The sequence below is a fragment of the Pedobacter agri genome (genome assembly GCF_032678665.1).
Classification (GTDB): Bacteria; Bacteroidota; Bacteroidia; order Sphingobacteriales; family Sphingobacteriaceae; genus Pedobacter; species Pedobacter agri_A.
Genome location: NZ_JAVTSH010000011.1, coordinates 169,126 through 187,330 on the forward strand (window position 1 = coordinate 169,126; position 18,205 = coordinate 187,330).

10 protein-coding genes are annotated in these 18,205 nt (G+C 43.9%); all 10 read left to right on the forward strand.

What is annotated here, in order from left to right:
• The first annotated feature begins 12 nt into the window (after window positions 1-12).
• Window positions 13-2,652, forward strand: coding sequence for a glycoside hydrolase family 2 TIM barrel-domain containing protein (locus R2Q70_RS20350; RefSeq protein ID WP_316809389.1), 2,640 nt, complete (start codon window positions 13-15; stop codon window positions 2,650-2,652).
• Window positions 2,653-2,657: 5 nt separating this feature from the next.
• Entirely contained in the window at window positions 2,658-3,836 is a 1,179-nt protein-coding gene (locus tag R2Q70_RS20355) for a DUF5009 domain-containing protein (RefSeq protein ID WP_316809390.1), read from the forward strand.
• A 6-nt stretch (window positions 3,837-3,842) separates the two neighbouring features.
• The gene (locus tag R2Q70_RS20360) at window positions 3,843-6,305 is read left to right on the forward strand and encodes a glycoside hydrolase family 2 TIM barrel-domain containing protein (RefSeq protein WP_316809391.1); all 2,463 of its coding nucleotides are present in this window, start codon (window positions 3,843-3,845) and stop codon (window positions 6,303-6,305) included.
• 3 nt (window positions 6,306-6,308) lie between these two features.
• The gene (locus R2Q70_RS20365) at window positions 6,309-7,502 is read left to right on the forward strand and encodes an alginate lyase family protein (RefSeq protein WP_316809392.1); all 1,194 of its coding nucleotides are present in this window, start codon (window positions 6,309-6,311) and stop codon (window positions 7,500-7,502) included.
• Window position 7,503: 1 nt separating this feature from the next.
• Window positions 7,504-8,676, forward strand: a complete 1,173-nt coding sequence (locus tag R2Q70_RS20370) for a glycoside hydrolase family 88 protein (RefSeq protein ID WP_316809393.1) — start codon at window positions 7,504-7,506, stop codon at window positions 8,674-8,676.
• An 85-nt stretch (window positions 8,677-8,761) separates the two neighbouring features.
• Window positions 8,762-9,793, forward strand: coding sequence for a glycoside hydrolase family 18 protein (locus tag R2Q70_RS20375; protein WP_316809394.1), 1,032 nt, complete (start codon window positions 8,762-8,764; stop codon window positions 9,791-9,793).
• A gap of 174 nt (window positions 9,794-9,967) precedes the next feature.
• On the forward strand, window positions 9,968-10,783 hold the full coding sequence (locus R2Q70_RS20380; protein WP_316809395.1) for a ThuA domain-containing protein: 816 nt from the start codon (window positions 9,968-9,970) through the stop codon (window positions 10,781-10,783).
• A gap of 210 nt (window positions 10,784-10,993) precedes the next feature.
• Window positions 10,994-12,889 carry a 7TM diverse intracellular signaling domain-containing protein gene (locus tag R2Q70_RS20385; protein WP_316809396.1) on the forward strand — a complete coding sequence of 632 codons (1,896 nt, stop codon included), beginning with the start codon at window positions 10,994-10,996 and terminating at the stop codon, window positions 12,887-12,889.
• Between the two features lie 302 nt (window positions 12,890-13,191).
• Window positions 13,192-16,236, forward strand: a complete 3,045-nt coding sequence (locus R2Q70_RS20390) for a SusC/RagA family TonB-linked outer membrane protein (protein WP_316809397.1) — start codon at window positions 13,192-13,194, stop codon at window positions 16,234-16,236.
• Window positions 16,237-16,245: 9 nt separating this feature from the next.
• Complete coding sequence (locus R2Q70_RS20395; RefSeq protein ID WP_316809398.1) at window positions 16,246-18,120, forward strand: RagB/SusD family nutrient uptake outer membrane protein; 1,875 nt, start codon at window positions 16,246-16,248, stop codon at window positions 18,118-18,120.
• Window positions 18,121-18,205 lie beyond the last annotated feature (85 nt).

An 18,205-nucleotide genomic window follows, 5' to 3' on the forward strand; every position in this document is an offset into this window, starting at 1 on the left:
GCAGCAAACAACATGTCATTAACCAAGTCAATTTATTTTAATCTATTATTAGCGCTGCTCAGCCTGCAAGGCTTTGCCCAAAATTCCGGTCGCTTCACCACCAGCTTAAACGACCTGTGGCTGTTCCACAAGCAGAACGGCCCTGTCTCCAAAGTGAATATCCCACATACCTGGAATGATCAGGATGTTCTGGACGACGTTCCGGGATATTACCGTGATCTGGGTGTTTATACCAGAAACTTGAAATTTGATGAATCTGCCAGAAACAAATCGATATTCTTGATTTTCAATGGTGTAGCACAGGAAGCTGAAGTGCTGATTAATGGCAAGTCAGCTGCCAAACACGTTGGCGGTTATACGCGTTTCATAGTCCCGGTCTCAAAATTTTTAAACTACAAAAATGACGTGTTGGAAGTCAGGGTGAACAATCGCTTTAATGAGGACATTCCACCACTCACGGCTGATTTTACTTTTTTTGGAGGGATCTATCGTAATGTCAATCTGGTAATGACTGATCGGACTCATTTTTCGCAGGACCAGAACGGCGGCTCCGGGATTTTTATTACGACGCCAAAGGTAAATGAGCACGCCGCAAGTGTCAGCATCAGGAGTTATCTGGAAAACGAGTCAACCAAGACAAAAAAGCTTCAGCTTATCCATCAAATCTATAATGCCAAAGGCATGCTTGTTGCCAGCCAGGCGCAAAATATTACGCTCGCCGGTGGAGAACATAAACCGGTGGTTCAGGACATCAGCTCGGTGAAAAATCCGGAACTGTGGTCACCCGAAAATCCGTATTTGTATCGCGTAGTCTCCAGAATAATAGATATCCGGTCAGATCAGGTAATAGATCAGGTGTCCAGTCCACTGGGCTTCAGATGGTTTAAATTTGACGCCAATCAAGGTTTTTTCTTAAATGGTAAATCCCTGAAGCTGATGGGAGCTAGTCGTCACCAGGATTATGACAAGCTTGGTAATGCGACTCCCGACGCGCTCCAGACGAGGGATGTAGAATTGTTAAAAGCTATGGGCGGCAACTTTCTACGCATAGCGCATTACCCGCAGGACCCCCTGATCCTGGAGGCATGTGACCGGCTTGGTATTCTCGCTTCTGTCGAGATTCCGGTGGTCAATACCATTACAGAGTCGGAGGCTTTCACAAAAAACTGTATGAGCATGCAGCGGGAAATGATCAGCCAGAATTTTAATCATCCCAGCGTGATCATCTGGGCTTATATGAACGAAATCCTTTTGCGGACGAAGTTTTCGAATGACAAACCCCGCCAACTGATTTATTTTGATCATGTCCGGGAACTGGCTCAAAAACTCGACAGCCTGACCCGTAAACTTGACCCCACTAGGTATACGCTTCTGGTAAATCACGGTGCCTGGGATATTTACAATAAAGTTGGTCTGACTAAAATCCCAATGATTGTAGGCTGGAATTTATATTCCGGATGGTATTCCGGTGTCCCAGCAGATTTTGCTAAATTTTTGGACAGACATCATCAGGAATTACCCAACACCCCTTTTATGGTGACAGAATATGGTGCCGATGCCGATCCCAGAATCAGAACGACTGATCCGGTCAGATTTGACAAAAGCATTGAATATGCCGTAAAATTCCATCAGGTTTATCTGAATGCCATGCTGAGCAGATCCTTTGTTGCAGGAGGGATGGCCTGGAACCTGGCAGATTTTAATTCCGAAACCCGCGAGGAAACGATGCCCCACATTAATAATAAGGGACTGCTGACCATTGGACGCCTGCCTAAAGATACTTACCTGCTTTATCAGGCATATCTTCTTAAAAAAGGCTATTTAAAAATAACATCTGCTCACTGGAAAGATCGAACAGGACAGGCGGACTCGGCGAAAATGATCAGCACACAAAATATACAGGTTGCCACGAATCTGGAGAAAGCAGAATTGTTTTTAAACGGAACCAGTTTGGGGTTCAAAGCAGCAGTGGATCACGTGATCGACTGGACAGTTCCCTTCAAAAATGGATTGAATCAACTTCGGGTAGTTTCGGAAGGCCAGAGCGATCAGGCCGATATCAACTTTCTGGTGCAGCCCTATCGGTATAAGGACGAGATTCCCTTTGAACAAATCAATGTGCTGCTGGGATCCAAACGGTTTTACCTTGATGATGCGGAACATCAGACATGGATGCCTGATCAGATTTATAGGGAAGGTTCATGGGGATCGATCGGTGGCGAGCCGTTTAAAGGGACTAATAACAGAATCAGTTATGGAAGTGATAAAAATATCCTTGGTACCGATCATGATCCTGTTTATCAAACCCAGCAGGTAGGTATTGAGCAATTCAAATTTGATGTGCCCGATGGTGAATATGATTTATCCCTGCATTTTGCCGAATTACTGGGTGGGGAGACGAAAGAGGCTTTGGCCTATAATCTGGATAACAATCATAAAAAAGAAGTGGAAGAAAAAAGAATTTTCAGCGTGTCCATAAACGGATCTCTTTTTATGCAGCAGGTAAACCTGGCCAGAGATTTTGGTTACACCACAGCTGTAAAAAAGCAAACCAGAATAACGGTCGAAAACGATAAGGGGATTACGGTCAAGTTCCTACCGATTGAAGGAAAGCCTGTCTTGAATGCCATTCAATTGAAAAAAGTTTATTAAGTAATATGAACATTTTATCTATCCGCGCAATATCAATCGATGGACTGCGGGCGCTGACCATGTTCCTGATGATCTTCGTAAATGATGTTGCAGGCGTGGGCAACATTCCGGATTGGCTTAAACATTCTAGAGCAGATTTCGATGGAATGGGTTTTTCGGACCTGATTTTTCCGGTGTTTTTATTCATAGTGGGGTTGTCGCTTCCATTAGGGCTTGGCAATAAAATGCAGCGTGGTAAATCCACATTAAGTATCCTTCGGTATGTTTGTGGTAGGTCTCTTGCATTGATTGTTATGGGGTTTTTTCATGTTAATCTCGAGAACTATGATCATCAGTCAGCTTTTCTGGCTTACCCCGTTTACAGCCTGTTATTGACCGCATCATTTTTTTTGATCTGGACGGATAATTCGTCAGGAAGAATGACATCAAACGTTCAGCTAATGCTAATCAGCGGGGGCGTCGTGCTATTAATTTTCCTGACTTTTTTATATCGAGGCGGTACACCGGTACATCCTATAGGCCTTCGTCCGCAATGGTGGGGTATCCTGGGAATTATTGGCTGGGCCTATCTGGTGTCGTCCCTGATTTTTTTGATTATTCAAGGAAAATTTAGCCTCTTATTCCTGGCGTTTCTTGCTTTCGCTTTAATCAATGTAGGTGCACACCTTGGCCTGCTCGATTTCTATGTTCCGGTAATTGGCAACGCATCATCCATTGTACCGGTCCTTGCCGGTGCCTGTATTTCTCTTTTATATGTGAATTTTACAGCGCAGCAAAAATGGAAGCACATGTGGTTCCTGTTTTCTTTTTATGGTTTGCTCGCTATTGCTTTCGGGATGTTCATCCGGTCCTATACCGGCGGAATTTCCAAAATATACGGCACACCCTCATGGGTATTTATTTGCCTAGGCGTAAGCATCCTGACATTTGAGGCAATGGTTTGGCTTATGGATGTCAAAGGAAAGTCCGCCTGGTTAAAACCCATTAAATCTGCAGGAACCAGCACATTGACCTGTTACCTGATTCCCTATCTGCTTTATGCCGCGCTGAATCTGATGAAACTGGAATTTCCCGATTACCTGAACAATGGCTTATTGGGGATATGCAGATCGTTTGTGATTGCCGTCGCTGTAATCGGGATAGTCTCGGTCATGGAAAAAAATAAACTTCGATTAAAAATATAATTATAGATGCTGAAGAAAATAAAATACATTCTATTATTCAACTTACTGATATTATCTCAGTCATTGTCTGCACAGCAATCCGTTCGTCTGACGGAAGGCTGGGAATTTTTAAAGCAAGATCTGGGTGGGATCTGGGAGGCCATCCGCCCCGTGGGTCCGGGTAATCCCGAGGCCGTCCCGCTCTGGCAAAAGGTAAGTCTTCCGCATTGCGTGAATGCCACGGATGCAGTTGATCCGGACGTCAATTATTACCAGGGCCCTGCCTGGTACCGTACACAGCTCCTGATTAAAAATCCCTATCAACGAGGCCGGACAATTTTGCACTTTGAAGGTGCCGGACAAAAAACGCAAGTTTATGTTTACAACACTAAAGTTGCTGTTCACCTCGGTGGGTATGATGAATGGACGGCCGACATTACCGATGCAGTCGCTGCGTTTCAACAAAATGAAGCCTATCAAAAACAGTTTAAGGGAATGGTTCCGGTTTCCATTCGCACCGACAATTCTAGGGATCTGGAAATGATTCCCTCTGATTTATCCGATTTCAATGTTTATGGGGGCATTTACCGATACCTAAACCTGGTATATACCCCGGCACTTTCAGTTGATAAAATGTTCGTGAAAGCAGAAGTGGATGTACAGGGCAAATCAGGAAAGTTAAATGTTACAGGGAGATTCTACAATCCAGATAACCTAACAGATGCAACCATTCGCTTCAGGTTACTGGATCCAAATGGAAAGGTCGTGGCCAGTCAGGAAAAAAAAATGAACAGTTTCACTACTGATCTGGATTTATGGAACCTGGTGTTGAGCAGACCACAGTTGTGGAACACTGATCGTCCGCTACAGTATACTTTAAATTATGAAGTGACCTCTTCAGCCGGTAATTATAAGGGGGAGGAGAGAATCGGATTCAGGCACGTTAACTTTATCGAAAAAGGGCCCTTTGAGTTAAATGGAACACGGTTGCTTTTGCGGGGTACACATCGCCATGAGGATCATTCCGGCGTCGCCGCGGCGATGACCGAAAACATGATTCGCACAGAAATGCAGATGATGAAGGATATGGGGGTAAACTTCATCCGTCTGGGGCATTATCAGCAGTCGAAAATTGTACTGAACCTTTGCGACAGCCTGGGCATTCTCGTCTGGGAAGAAATTCCGTGGTGCAGAGGTGGATTAGGAGGGGAATTATACCAGCAGCAAGCACGTACAATGCTGAAAAACATGATTGAGCAGCACTACAACCACCCTTCGATTATAATTTGGGGCCTGGGCAATGAAAATGACTGGCCCGGTGATTTTCCTGAATTTGATAAGGAAAGAATCCGTAATTTTATGAAAGAACTCAATAACCTTTCTCACCAGATGGACGCCTCAAGATTTACCGCAATCAGGAGATGTGATTTTTGCGCCGATATCGTGGATGTCTATTCACCGTCTATATGGGCCGGCTGGTACCGGGGTGCCTACACAGATTACAAGAAAGCATCAGAAGATGAATTCGCCAAAGTTAAACGTTTCCTGCATGTAGAATGGGGTGGAGATAGTCATGCGATGCGCCATTCAGAAAATCCGGACAAAGCACTAAGCACGATCAAAACCGGGGGTAAAGCGGATGAAAGGGCAGGTGATGCCTCTTTGTACGGAGGGGCGGCCAGAATTTCCAAAGACGGAGACTGGAGCGAATCCTATATTGTGAACCTGATTGACTGGCACCTGAAAGAACAGGAAAATATGCCATGGCTATCCGGGACAGCCTACTGGCCGTTTAAAGACTTTTCAACCCCTGTACGCCCGGAAAATCCGGTACCCTATATGAACCAAAAGGGCGTGGTGGAAAGAGATTTCACAAAAAAGGAATCTTATTTTGTTTTTCAATCCTATTGGACAAGTAAGCCCATGGTTCACATTTATGGACATAGCTGGCCGGTAAGGTGGGGAGAAGAAGGTGAAGAAAAGATGGTAAAGGTATACTCCAATTGTAGCGAGGCCGAAATATTTTTGAACGGCAAAAGTTTTGGAACAAAAAAACGAAACAGCCAGGATTTTCCTGCTTCAGGACTGAGATGGAATTTACCCTTTCTGAAAGGGGAAAATACGATAAAAGTTATCGCTAGAAATGGAAAAACTGCCATAACTGATGAAATTAAGTTCAGCTATCAGACAGAAAAATGGGAAAAACCTGCCAAACTGGTTCTCACCAAAATTACCCAGCAAGATGATACGGCAACACTGGAAGCAAAACTTGTTGACCGCAATGGCATTTTGTGCCTTGACGTAGTCAACTGGATCAACTTCGGTCTGACAGGGGACGGGAAACTCCTGGACAACCAGGGTACTTCGTCAGGATCCAGAAAAGTTCAGGCATATAACGGAAGGGCAATTATCCGGGTTAAAATGAACAAAGGTAAAAGTATAGCCTCTGTTTCTTCAGATGGCCTCTCCACTGTTTTTAAAGAATTTTAAGTGATGAAAAAGGTTTTTTCTATTTTAGTACTGATTGCTTTTTATCTTGCGGTAACGGCATTTTCAGCTTTGAGCGGCAATGAACAAAACTTCTCCGAAATCATGGAGAAACAGGCGGAGGTCGTTCTCAAAAAGCAGATTCTGGCAGAAGCCAGCTGGGCATTAAAACAAAATCCGATCACGGTAACGGATTCATCCTCTGTTCGTAGCGCCGGGGGCAGGCATGATTTTTTCTCGGAAGCGGATTATTTCTGGCCTGATCCAAAAAATCCGGACGGCCCTTATATCAACCGTGACGGGATGACCAATCCCGCTAATTTCAATGCTCACCGCAAAGTGATGATACGGCTGAGCAGGATCATCGGCGCATTGGCCTCGGCTTATAAGATAACCGGAAACGAAACATATGTGAAGCATGCCATCAAACATCTCCGGGCCTGGTTCGTCAATAAAGAAAGCCTGATGAACCCCAATCTTCTTTTTGCCCAGGCCATCAAGGGAAGGTTTACCGGCCGCAACTATGGCATTATCGATACCATACATTTAATGGAAGTTGCACAGGGTGCGCTGGTCATGCAGAACGCAAAATCATTTGACCAGGAGACGCTTTCCGCGGTAAAAAAGTGGTTTTCAGATTATATCTTCTGGCTAAATACTTCAAACCCGGGAATACAAGAAAAAACAGTGAAGAACAATCATGCCACCTGCTGGGCCATGCAGGTCGCTTCGTTTGCCCGGTTCTGTGGTGATGAAAACATGCTCGATTCGTTGCGTGTAAGCTATAAAACTGTTCTCTTACCCAATCAGATGGGCATTGATGGAAGTTTCCCACTGGAACTGGCACGGACCAAACCCTATGGCTATTCAATTTTTAATCTGGATGCTATGACCATGCTTTGCCAGATTTTATCGACCCCAACAGAAAATCTTTTTAAGTTTGAAACGGCTGACGGAAAATCCATTGAAAAAGGAATGGAGTACCTGTTCCCATATATCGAGGATAAAAGTAAATGGCCCATCAAGCCGGATGTGATGTACTGGAACGACTGGCCGGTCGCGCAACCGTTCTTGATTTTTGGCGCACTGCGGTTCAACCGGTCCGACTGGTTCACAACTTGGAAAAAACTGGATCACAAACCTCAGGTAGAAGAGGTGATCAGAAACCTACCTATTCGAAATCCCCTAATCTGGTTATAATATGAAAATAAAATTGAATACCGTTCTACTCAGTCTATTGTCCTGTAATCTGGCAATGGCTCAAAAAGTAAACGTAAAGCAGGCTTTCTCAGCGGCAGCAAAACAAACAACATTATTAGTGAACAACGTAAACTCAGCACGTCTGCTCAAACCCAATCTGGTTTCGCCAAGAACGGTGGAAAAAGGTCAGTTTAAAATGGTGGTATCAAAAGACTGGACAAGTGGCTTTTTTCCTGCGCAACTCTGGTATCTTTATCAGTATACAAAAGATAACACATGGCTGGATCTTGCCAGAAAGTATACCCAGGATATTAAAAAAGAGCAGTACAACCGCGGTACACATGATCTTGGTTTTATGATTTACTGCCCTTTCGGAAACGGATATCGATTGACCGGCGATACGGCCTATAAGGCGGTCATTATCCAGGCCGCCAGATCATTGTCCTCACGCTTCAATAAAACAGCAGGCGTAATTAAATCCTGGGATCACAATGGTGATAAATGGAAATATCCTGTAATTATTGATAATATGATGAACCTAGAGCTGCTCTTCGAGGCGACAAAAATGACCGGTGATTCATCGTTTTACAAAGTTGCCGTATCACATGCTGATCAAACCATCAAAAATCACTTCAGACCGGATTTCAGTTCCTATCATGTTATTGACTATGATACCCTGAATGCCGGAAAAGTTCTTCAGAAGTTGACCGCGCAGGGATATGCCAATGAGTCTGCCTGGGCACGCGGACAGGCCTGGGCATTGTACGGATATACCCTGTGCTTTAGGGAAACCAGGAACAAAACCTATTTGGCCCAGGCCGACGGTATTGCCAATTTTATCCTCAACAATAAAACGACACCTGCCGATGGAATTCCTTACTGGGATTACAATGATCCCAAGATCCCCAATGTTTCCAGGGATGCTTCTGCTGCAGCGATCACTGCATCTGCATTGTACGAGCTGGCAAAATACAGCAATAGCGCAAAAAGGTATAAGGCTGCGGCCGATAAAATTTTGTATTCCCTGAGCACCCAATACACCAGTAGGATAGGTGGGAATTATGGTTTTATCCTTGAGCATAGTACCGGTCACCTTCCGGCAAAGTCCGAAATTGACGTGCCCATCAATTATGCGGATTATTATTATCTGGAAGCTCTTTTAAGAAGTAAATAAGGTGAGGAAGATTCTGACATTTTCAGTATTGTGTTTTTTGCTCCTCGGAGCGATGCGGCCCGGTTACGCCCCGAAAACTAAAGTAGTGATTGGATATGTCGGCGGATACCGGGGTAGGGTTGATATCACAAAGATTCAGGCCACAAAGTTGACGCATATCAATTATGCTTTTGTAAATATTAAAAACAACAAGGCGTTCCTGGCCAAAGAAGAAACCGATACGTTGAATCTACGCAACCTGGTTAAATTAAAAAGCGATAATCCCGGGCTGAAAATACTGATCTCTATTGGAGGCTGGTCCTGGAGTGAAAATTTCTCCAATGCTGCCTTGTCCGATAGCTCAAGGAAGGCTTTTGCCGAAAGTACTGTGGATATCGTTCGCAAATATAATCTGGATGGGGTGGATATTGACTGGGAGTATCCGGGTATTCCCGGTGAACAGGGCAATGTTTACCGGCCGGAAGACAAACAGAATTTCACTCTAATGCTGAAGGAGATCCGTCTCGCCTTGGACGGTTTGGCAAAATCAGGCCATTCCAGAAAACTTCTTACCATCGCAGTTGGGGGCTTCAGTGACTTTATCCGCCATACCGAAATGGACCTGGCACAACAGTACTTAGATTTTGTTAACCTGATGACTTATGATTTCTATCATGCCAAAGTAGCCGGGCACCATACAAACCTATATGATTCGAAAACTTATCCCGCAGAGAACTACGTCGATAAAACCTTCAGGGAGTTTGTGAAGTCCGGGGTCCCGGCTAAAAAACTGGTTATGGGCATTGCTTTCTACAGCCGTTCATTTACTTTAAGTCAATTCGCCAAAAAGGGGTTGGGAGATTCCATTCTGACCAGTCAGTATGGAAAGGGCTATACTTTTATAAAAGATAGCCTTGCTAATAAAAATGGTTATTTAAGATTATTTGATCAGCATGCAAAAGCACCGTATCTTTTCAATCCGCTGACTCATGAGTTCATGAGCTATGATGATGAGCAATCGGTGGCCGAGAAATGCAGATATGTAAATAAAAATGACATGGCCGGCGTCATGTTCTGGGAATATGATGCTGACTTAAAAGGATATCTGCTCAGTCAGATCAATAAAAGTTTAAAATGAGGGAGAACAAAATTTCGTTGCCGCGTTACAGCTATTCAGCCTGGCAGGAAATGATCCGGACAGTTCTCCGGAAAGAAATGGGTTTTGTCATGGTTAATGTTCTCTTGAAAGGCTGAGGATTTGGTTGACAATTAACATAGTAATCATAAAGTTTATTTACTTATGAGAAAAATCATGATCATATTTTGTCTGGTGCTTTATGCAGCTTATTCCTTTGCTCAGAATAAACAGCCAAAGTTCAGCGTAATTGCCTTCTACACTGCAAAGAATGATTTGGCACACATCAGCTTTGTAAGGGAAGCGAATAAAGCCTTTGATAAAATGGCCAAGGCGTACGACTTTGTTTATGATACTACCTCAAACTGGAATAATCTCGATAAACCGTTCCTTTCCGGGTATCAGTTGGTTATTTTTTTGGATACACGTCCGGAGTTGCCCGCTCAAAGAAAGGCCTTCGAAGACTATATGCAATCTGGCGGCGCATGGCTGGGATTTCATTTCGCAGCGTTCGCATTGGAAAAATCATCTTTTGATATGAACTGGGGTTGGTTTCACAACCGGTTTCTGGGGTCCGGAAGATTCGTAAGTAACACCTGGAGACCGACTGCGGCAGTTTTAAAGGTTGAGAATAAAAATCATCCCCTAACTGCAGGACTCCCTGAAAGATTCAGGTCTCAGCCGAATGAATGGTACCGCTGGGGAAACGATCTGAGAAAAAATAAGGATATTGAGATACTGATCTCCATTGATACTGCGAGTTTTCCCTTGGGTACAGGGCCCAAGCCAAATGAGATCTGGAAGTCCGGAGATTACCCGGTCGTCTGGAGAAACCGGAAGTACAGGATGCTTTATGTAAACATGGGTCACAATGATATGGACTATGAACATAAATTTGACAATAGCAATAGAACATTGTCCTATACTTTTGGCAACCCTCTTCAGGATCAGCTGATAATCAATGCGATCCTCTGGCTTGGAAGCCGTCCATAAAAATGAAGAGGACAACACTCTCCACTGCAAGTTGCAATACCTAAATTATAAAAATCCAAATGATCCGTGGATGATTCAGGGCGTTTTGGGTTTAAGGAAGCCATGTGTTGATTGTGTAGCGCCCACACCGAAGAAAATGCCCGGCTAAATGAAACTTACATTGAAACGATTGTTTTTTTTCGTATTATGAACGGACTAACCACATAGATTATGCCTGTTAATATTATAGCCCTTTTCGGGAACCATCCTGGATTTTGGATTGCTCCAATCCGAAATGCCTTAGCAGTACTTTGCTTTAGTATTTTACTTTTTTTATCACTTGGTACGTACGGGCAAGTACCCCTCATCATCGACGATAACCTGCCGCATCAGATATTTACCTTTCGGCAAATCGACATTCTGGAAGACAGCAGCGGCAAACTTGGTATTGGCGATATTCTCACAGCAGAAAACCAGCGCCTGTTTAGTCCAGGCAAAAATCGGATTCCAAAAAATGAACACACTGCTTCGGCCTACTGGTATCGGCTAAAGATCGGACACAATGAGGCTTCCCAGAAAAAATGGATATTGGAGTTTTTCGACCAGTCGATCAGCGATCTGAAATTATATGTCTCCGATGGATTTACCAGTTACCAGGAAAATTCCTTTGGTACAAAATACGGTTTTGCCAACCGGGTATATGAACATAAAAATTTTACCTATGATTTGAATAACAAGTCAAATAAACTGCTCACTTATTATGTCAGGATCAAGTCGGACAATCCGGTAAGCGCAATTTTTGTCGTTCGTGACTTCAGGTGGTTCGTAGGATATGCGTTAAGTGAATACTTTATATTCGGTTTGTTCTATGGGATGATATTCGTGTTTTGTTTATACAATCTTTTGATGTATTTCGCTATCAAAGGTAAACAATACCTGTATTACGTACTCTATAATTTGGGTATCGGGTGTTATGAGATGTGCAACGACGGCATTGCCTTTCAATATCTTTGGCCATCTTACCCGACAGCAAATATCTATGGGTTTGGGGTGTCGCTATTTATCAGCAGCATATTTGGAATGCTATTTACCATTAGGTTTCTGTATTTAAAATCCAAATCTCCGCTGTTCTATAAAGCTGTTGTGCTGATGATTATCCTGCGGACAGTGTTCTTTATAGCATGCTTGGCTTATCCTCCGCTGTTCAATCTTAAGCTTATTGAGCTTCTGCCGTTAATCCTGGTCTTCTGCTCTGCCTTATCGGTGCACAAGAACGGATTCAAACCGGCCATTTTTCTCGTGTTGGGTTACGGAATCCTGCTGCTGGGATTCTTTGTCAAGATCCTGTTGCTGCTCAAGTGGATACCATATGGAACATTGGTGTACTACAGCTTAAGTATCTGTTTCGTATTGGAAATGGTATTGGTGTCATTTGCCATCGGAAACAGTATACGTGGTCTGAGGAAGAAAAAGAATTTTGTTCAAAAGCGTATCATTGAACAACTTCAGATCAATGAAAAGCTCAACAGGACACTTAACAATGAACTGACGTTAATGGTGGAATCCAGGACCCAGGAACTTCGAGAGAAGGCAGAAATTATTGAGGCGCAGAATATGGAGATATCCGTGATGAATGCCATGCTCAAGCAGGATGTCAAGGAACTGAACCTGAACATAGAACGGGTCACCAAAGCAAGGGTAATGTCCAAGAAAGTTGATTTTGAGGAATTCAGCAGGATATATCCTGATAAAGAAAGTTCCTTTAAATACCTTTCGGAGCTTAAATGGTCCTCAGGGTATGCGTGCAAAAAATGTGGCAATCCCCATTTTTTGAATGGTGCAACCCCCTACGCCAGACGCTGTACCAGATGTGGATATGACGAGTCTGTGATTGCCGGAACACTTTTTCAGAATAGCAGGATTCCCATTAATAAGGCATTATACATGTTGTTTTTGGTGTATCATTCAAAAGGAACCATTTCATCCTATAAACTTTCCCAGATATTGGATATCCGGCAGGGTACCTGCTGGACCTATAATTCCAAGATGCAAAAAATTTATCTGGAGAAAAAAGACATGATAAAAAAAGCAGGCGAAGAAGGGTGGACCAAGCTAATCATCGAATAAATCTGCTTCAGGGATGTTTACGAGGTAAAAAAGTTAAAAAAAGTAAAAAAAAATCTTGCTCTTAAAGCGTATTACCCGAAAATATCACATACGGGTTTAGTGCGCACTGACCTGATTTATCATTTCTTTAGTTTGTTTCTAAAGTGTATTAGCATTTATTATAACTAGCTGTTATATAGCGTTTTATCTTAAATTTTTGTTTGCTTTTTGAAATTAAATAGAATACGTTTGTGCTCTTGATTTCTTAACCAAATAAAAATATGAGAAAAAAAATTACGCTACTTATTAGTTTGGTTTGTTTTGTGCTGTTCTGTGCGCATGCGCAGGAGAACACCATAAGAGGAACCGTTAAAGACAAGTCAGGTACCGGAATCCCCGGAATCTCCGTTAAAATCAAAAATGCGAAAACCGGAGTCTCCACGGGCGCCGACGGCGGATTCACGATATCGGCTCCAGCCACCGCCACGCTTGTATTTTCAGCAGTGGGCTTCACCACCCAGGAAGTGCCTGTCGGCCAACGGTCGAGCTTTTCCATTACTTTACTGGAGGAACCCCAGAACCTGAGTGATGTGGTTGTGATTGGTTACGGAACAGCAACAAAGCGTGACGCCACCGGTGCCATATCCAGTGTCAAGGCAACTCAGCTGGAAAACGAAAATCCACAAAGCCTTTCAGACGTGCTCCGTGGTAATGTTCCAGGTTTATCTGTTGGCCTGAGTTCCAGTGCCAAGGGTGGTGGGGATTTCCTTGTTCGTGGAAAATCAACATTAAGCGCCGGAAGCTCTCCGCTGATTGTATTGGATGGCGTTATCTACAATGGTCAGCTGGCTGATATTAATCCCAACGACATTGAAACAGTTGATGTGTTAAAAGATGCAAGCTCACTGGCTGTCTATGGTGCCAAGGCCGCAACCGGGGTTATCGCAGTGACAACCAAGAAAGGTAAAGGCGATGAGCCGCTCATCACCATCAATACGAATGCAGGATTTGCGGAACTTGCCAAAAATATGCGTGCGTATGATGGCGAAAATTTTCTGGCATGGAGAGGTGACGTCTTAAGAAGTGGAGCGACAACACCTGAATATTTATACACAGATCCCCGAAATCTCCCTGCGGGAATTACCCTTACTCAATGGCTAAATGGCCAGAGTGGTGATCTTGTGGACCTATGGCTGAATAGGCTTGGGCTTGTGGCCAACGAAAAGGCCAATTATCTGGCCGGAAAAACTGAACCCTGGTATGATGATATCTTCAGAAAGGGATTCCGACAGGATCATACCCTGAGCCTTAGCGGCAGAAAACAGGAGGTCAACTATTACATGTCTCTGGGTTATCAGAAAAATCAGAACGTGATTGAAGGAGGAGATTATACCGCTATCAGGGCCAGAATCAACCTGGAGGGCCAGGTAGCCAAATCTGTTACCCTTGGCTTGAACTTCCAGTTTGCAGACCGTGATGAAGCCCGTACGGGAGACGGATCGCTGGAGGCAGACTGGACCCAGTTGATCAACCTCTCTCCTTATGGAGACCGCTATCTACCAAACGGTGAACTGCGCAGAATCCCAACAGATGACAGTGGTCTCAATGCGAGAAACCCTTTTTTGAGGACAGTGTATAATGAAAGGATGAATAAGCAGAACACCATTTTCGGGAGTGTTTACGGAAAAGTGAAATTACCGTTCGGGTTTAGTTATCAGCTCAATTTTAGTCCGGGCCTTGATTTCTACCGAACATTCGACTACCGCTCTTCCAGAAATCCTGATGTAGTGACGCCAGGAGGATCCGCAACCAGATCAAATGAAACCCGATACAACTGGCAGGTGGATAATCTCATCAAATGGAATAAAACTTTTGCCAACATCCATAACTTTGATCTTACACTCCTTGCAAATGCAGAAAAATACCAAACCTGGTGGACCCAGGCCGGTAACGAAGGATTTGTACCGGGGGATGTGTTGAGCTATCACAACTTATCAAGCGGAATCAAGCCAACAACCAATAGTGAGGACAAAGTCTACACCGGGGATGCACTCTTGGGCCGATTGACTTATTCCCTTTTGCAGCGCTATTACCTTACACTAACCGTTCGCCGTGATGGATACTCCGTATTCGGCGTGAATTCCAAAAGGGCTACTTTCCCTTCAGCTGCACTCGCATGGGTGTTCACGGATGAAAAGTTTCTTAAAAATCAAAAATGGTTGGGTTATGGAAAACTCCGCCTATCCTATGGGGTGAATGGTAACCGGGATCTCCGTAATCCAGACAATGGAACGGTCGATCCATATGCTGCGCTCTCTCAACTGACCAGCGGAAAATACCAGACGGTAACACCAGGTGGGGTTGCATCAGATGTGAACACGGTGCAGATCGGGAACAAGATGGCCAATTCGAATTTGAAATGGGAGGAAACAACTGCGTTGAACATTGGTCTGGATTTCTCTTTGTTCAATGACAGGATAAGCGGTTCATTTGAGGCCTTTACCAAAAAGACCACGGATTTGCTGGTAAGACAGACGCTTCCAAATGTAAGTGGTTACTCAAATGTATATTCCAATCTTGCCCGCATCAACAACAAGGGCGGAGAGTTCAGTGTGACCACGAAAAATCTGATCGAGGGAAATATCAAATGGAGTACAAACTTCAATGTTTCCTTCAACCGCAATAAAATCATCGCTTTGGCACTTCCAACCAATGACCCCGGGAACGGATGGTTCATCGGTAAGGATATCGATGTAATATGGGACTATAAGGTAAATGGTGTCTGGCAATTGGAGGAAATGGGTGAAGCGGCTAAGTTTACCAGGGCTGCCATTAAAGCGGGGGATTTTAAACTCGAAGATGTCAATGGCGATTATGCTTATTCTGACGATGACAAACAGTTTTTAGGGTACAGGACACCCCGCTATTTTCTCGCAATGAGAAATGAGTTCAACATTTTTAAAAACTTTGATTTCTCATTTCAGCTTCTATCCAATTGGGGTCAGCTTAAACAGTATAATCAGGCCAAAAATCAGCCTGGAAGTGTTGGTTTTGCCAGGTCTAATTCTTACGTGCTTCCATACTGGACACCAGGCAATCCGATTAACGATTATGCAAGGCTGAATTCCGGGTCAAGTGGAACCAGCTTCAACATATACCGGGACAATTCCTTTATTCGTTTGAACACCGTTGCCCTTTCTTATTCGGTACCTTCGGATCTATTGACCAAAATACGCGTGAAATCGGCAAAGATCTATGCCAATGTAACTAATACCGGATATTATGCGCCTACATGGACATTTTGGGATCCGCAAAATGATGGCCCCACTCCAAGATTTTACACCTTAGGACTTAACGTGACGCTTTAATTAATTCATATGAAAAATATACATAAAAATATACTGTTCTTTGCCGGTTTTATTTCGCTTGTCATGCTGGCAGGCTGCAAGAAATCTTATCTTGATTCCGAACAGCTCTCATCTTATGCACCGGAGAACCTCAACAACCTGGTGGCCATGAAGGCAGCCTTGAATGGCTTGGGTGCAGCAACAAGAAGAGAATTCTTCGGCGATTCCGCGCCGTTGCTGACCGAATCACTTTTCTCCGATGTTGCCGTAGATGGTACCACTGACAAAAATACGCCGGCGCAGGATCTGATCTCCCGGATCACTCCCGATGCAAACCTGAACAGCGATGACTTCAATAAAATAGGCTGGTATTGGGACAACGAGTTTGTTGCCGTCAGACAGGCAAATACCATCATTTCAAATATTAACAGGCCAACTTATAGTTCGGAAGCAGAAAAAAACCTGATCCTTGGTTCGGCTTTATTTTACAGGGCATACAACTATTACCGGTTGGTTCACCAGTTTGGTGATGTTCCCTTTCTTGTTCAGGACCTGGAATCGCCGAAGGCGGATTTTTATTCCACTAAACGTGAAGTAATTTTAGGCAAATTGAAGACCGATCTTGAGTTCTCCCAGACATGGGTCACCGATGGAGGCAACAAGGGTGATGTCTCAAAGGGAGCAGTCAGCCACCTGTTGGCGAAAGTCAATCTTGCCCTGGGCAGGTTTGATGATGCAATTACCGCCGCTAATAATGTAATTAATGGTGGCAAATACGGAATGATGACTGCCCGTTTTGGAAGCACAGCTTCTGATGCCACCAAAAATGTGATTTGGGATTTACATCGGATGGATAATAAAGCCATTGGTGCAAACAGAGAGGCTTTGTTCTTGGTGATCGACAGGGAAAACTTCGTGGGATTTACCGCAAATGGTTCGCAGCTCATGAGAAACACTGTGCCGGCCTGGCACTTCGCGAATGTGAAAACACCTTCCGGAGCCACAGCCATTGTTGATGTAGTGACGGCTGAAATTCCATTGACCAGAATGTATGGTCGAGGTATCGGAAGATATCGGGGAACCCCTTACAGTACCAAATATATCTGGACTGACAATACTGACTACAGACATGCCAAAGGGATGTGGATGGATATGACCGATCTGGTATACAATAACCCGGCACTTAAAACCTCTTCAAATGCTGCAGACAGAGCTTTATATGGCCAACCATTACAACAGTATTCTTCAACAAATTTGGCGCAAAGATTTACCAATGGTGCACTGGATACCATCCGTCACTGGTTTGGCTGGCCTCATTATAAAGTGTTTATTAACTCAACAAATGCGTTGGCAAACGATCCATACTGGACTCCGCCACGCGGTACCAACACCGATTGGTATGTGTTTCGTTTGGCAGAGACCTATTTGTTAAGGGCTGAGGCATACTATTGGAAAGGTGACCTGGCGTCGGCAATGGCAGATATTAATGTGGTAAGAGCAAGGGCAAATGCAACCCTTTTAACAAATTCTTCTGCAATTAATATCGGTACCATCTTAGATGAACGTGCCAGAGAATTGTACTGGGAAGAACCACGTAAAACTGAACTCACCCGTATAGCCTATATTTTTGCACAAACAGGTAAGGCAGCATACAACGGAAAGACGTATACGCAGGCCGCTTTTTCAGACAATAATTTTATGTACGACAGGATCATCGAGAAAAATGATTTTTATAAGAATCAGGTTCCGACCCTGCAGGGCGTGAATTATAAAATTGCACCCTATCACGTGCTATGGCCTGTGCCTGCGTCTGCACAACGCTTCAATACCGAAGGCAGGATCAACCAAAACAAAGGATACGCTGGGTACGAGCTCAATGTTCCGGCTTTGGATAAGCTTCCATAAATTATTGCGTGGAAGTTAAATTTAATGAAATAAACCCTATTTTGGAACGTATTCTCGTTTGATTGTTGGCAGGAGGGAGGTTGAT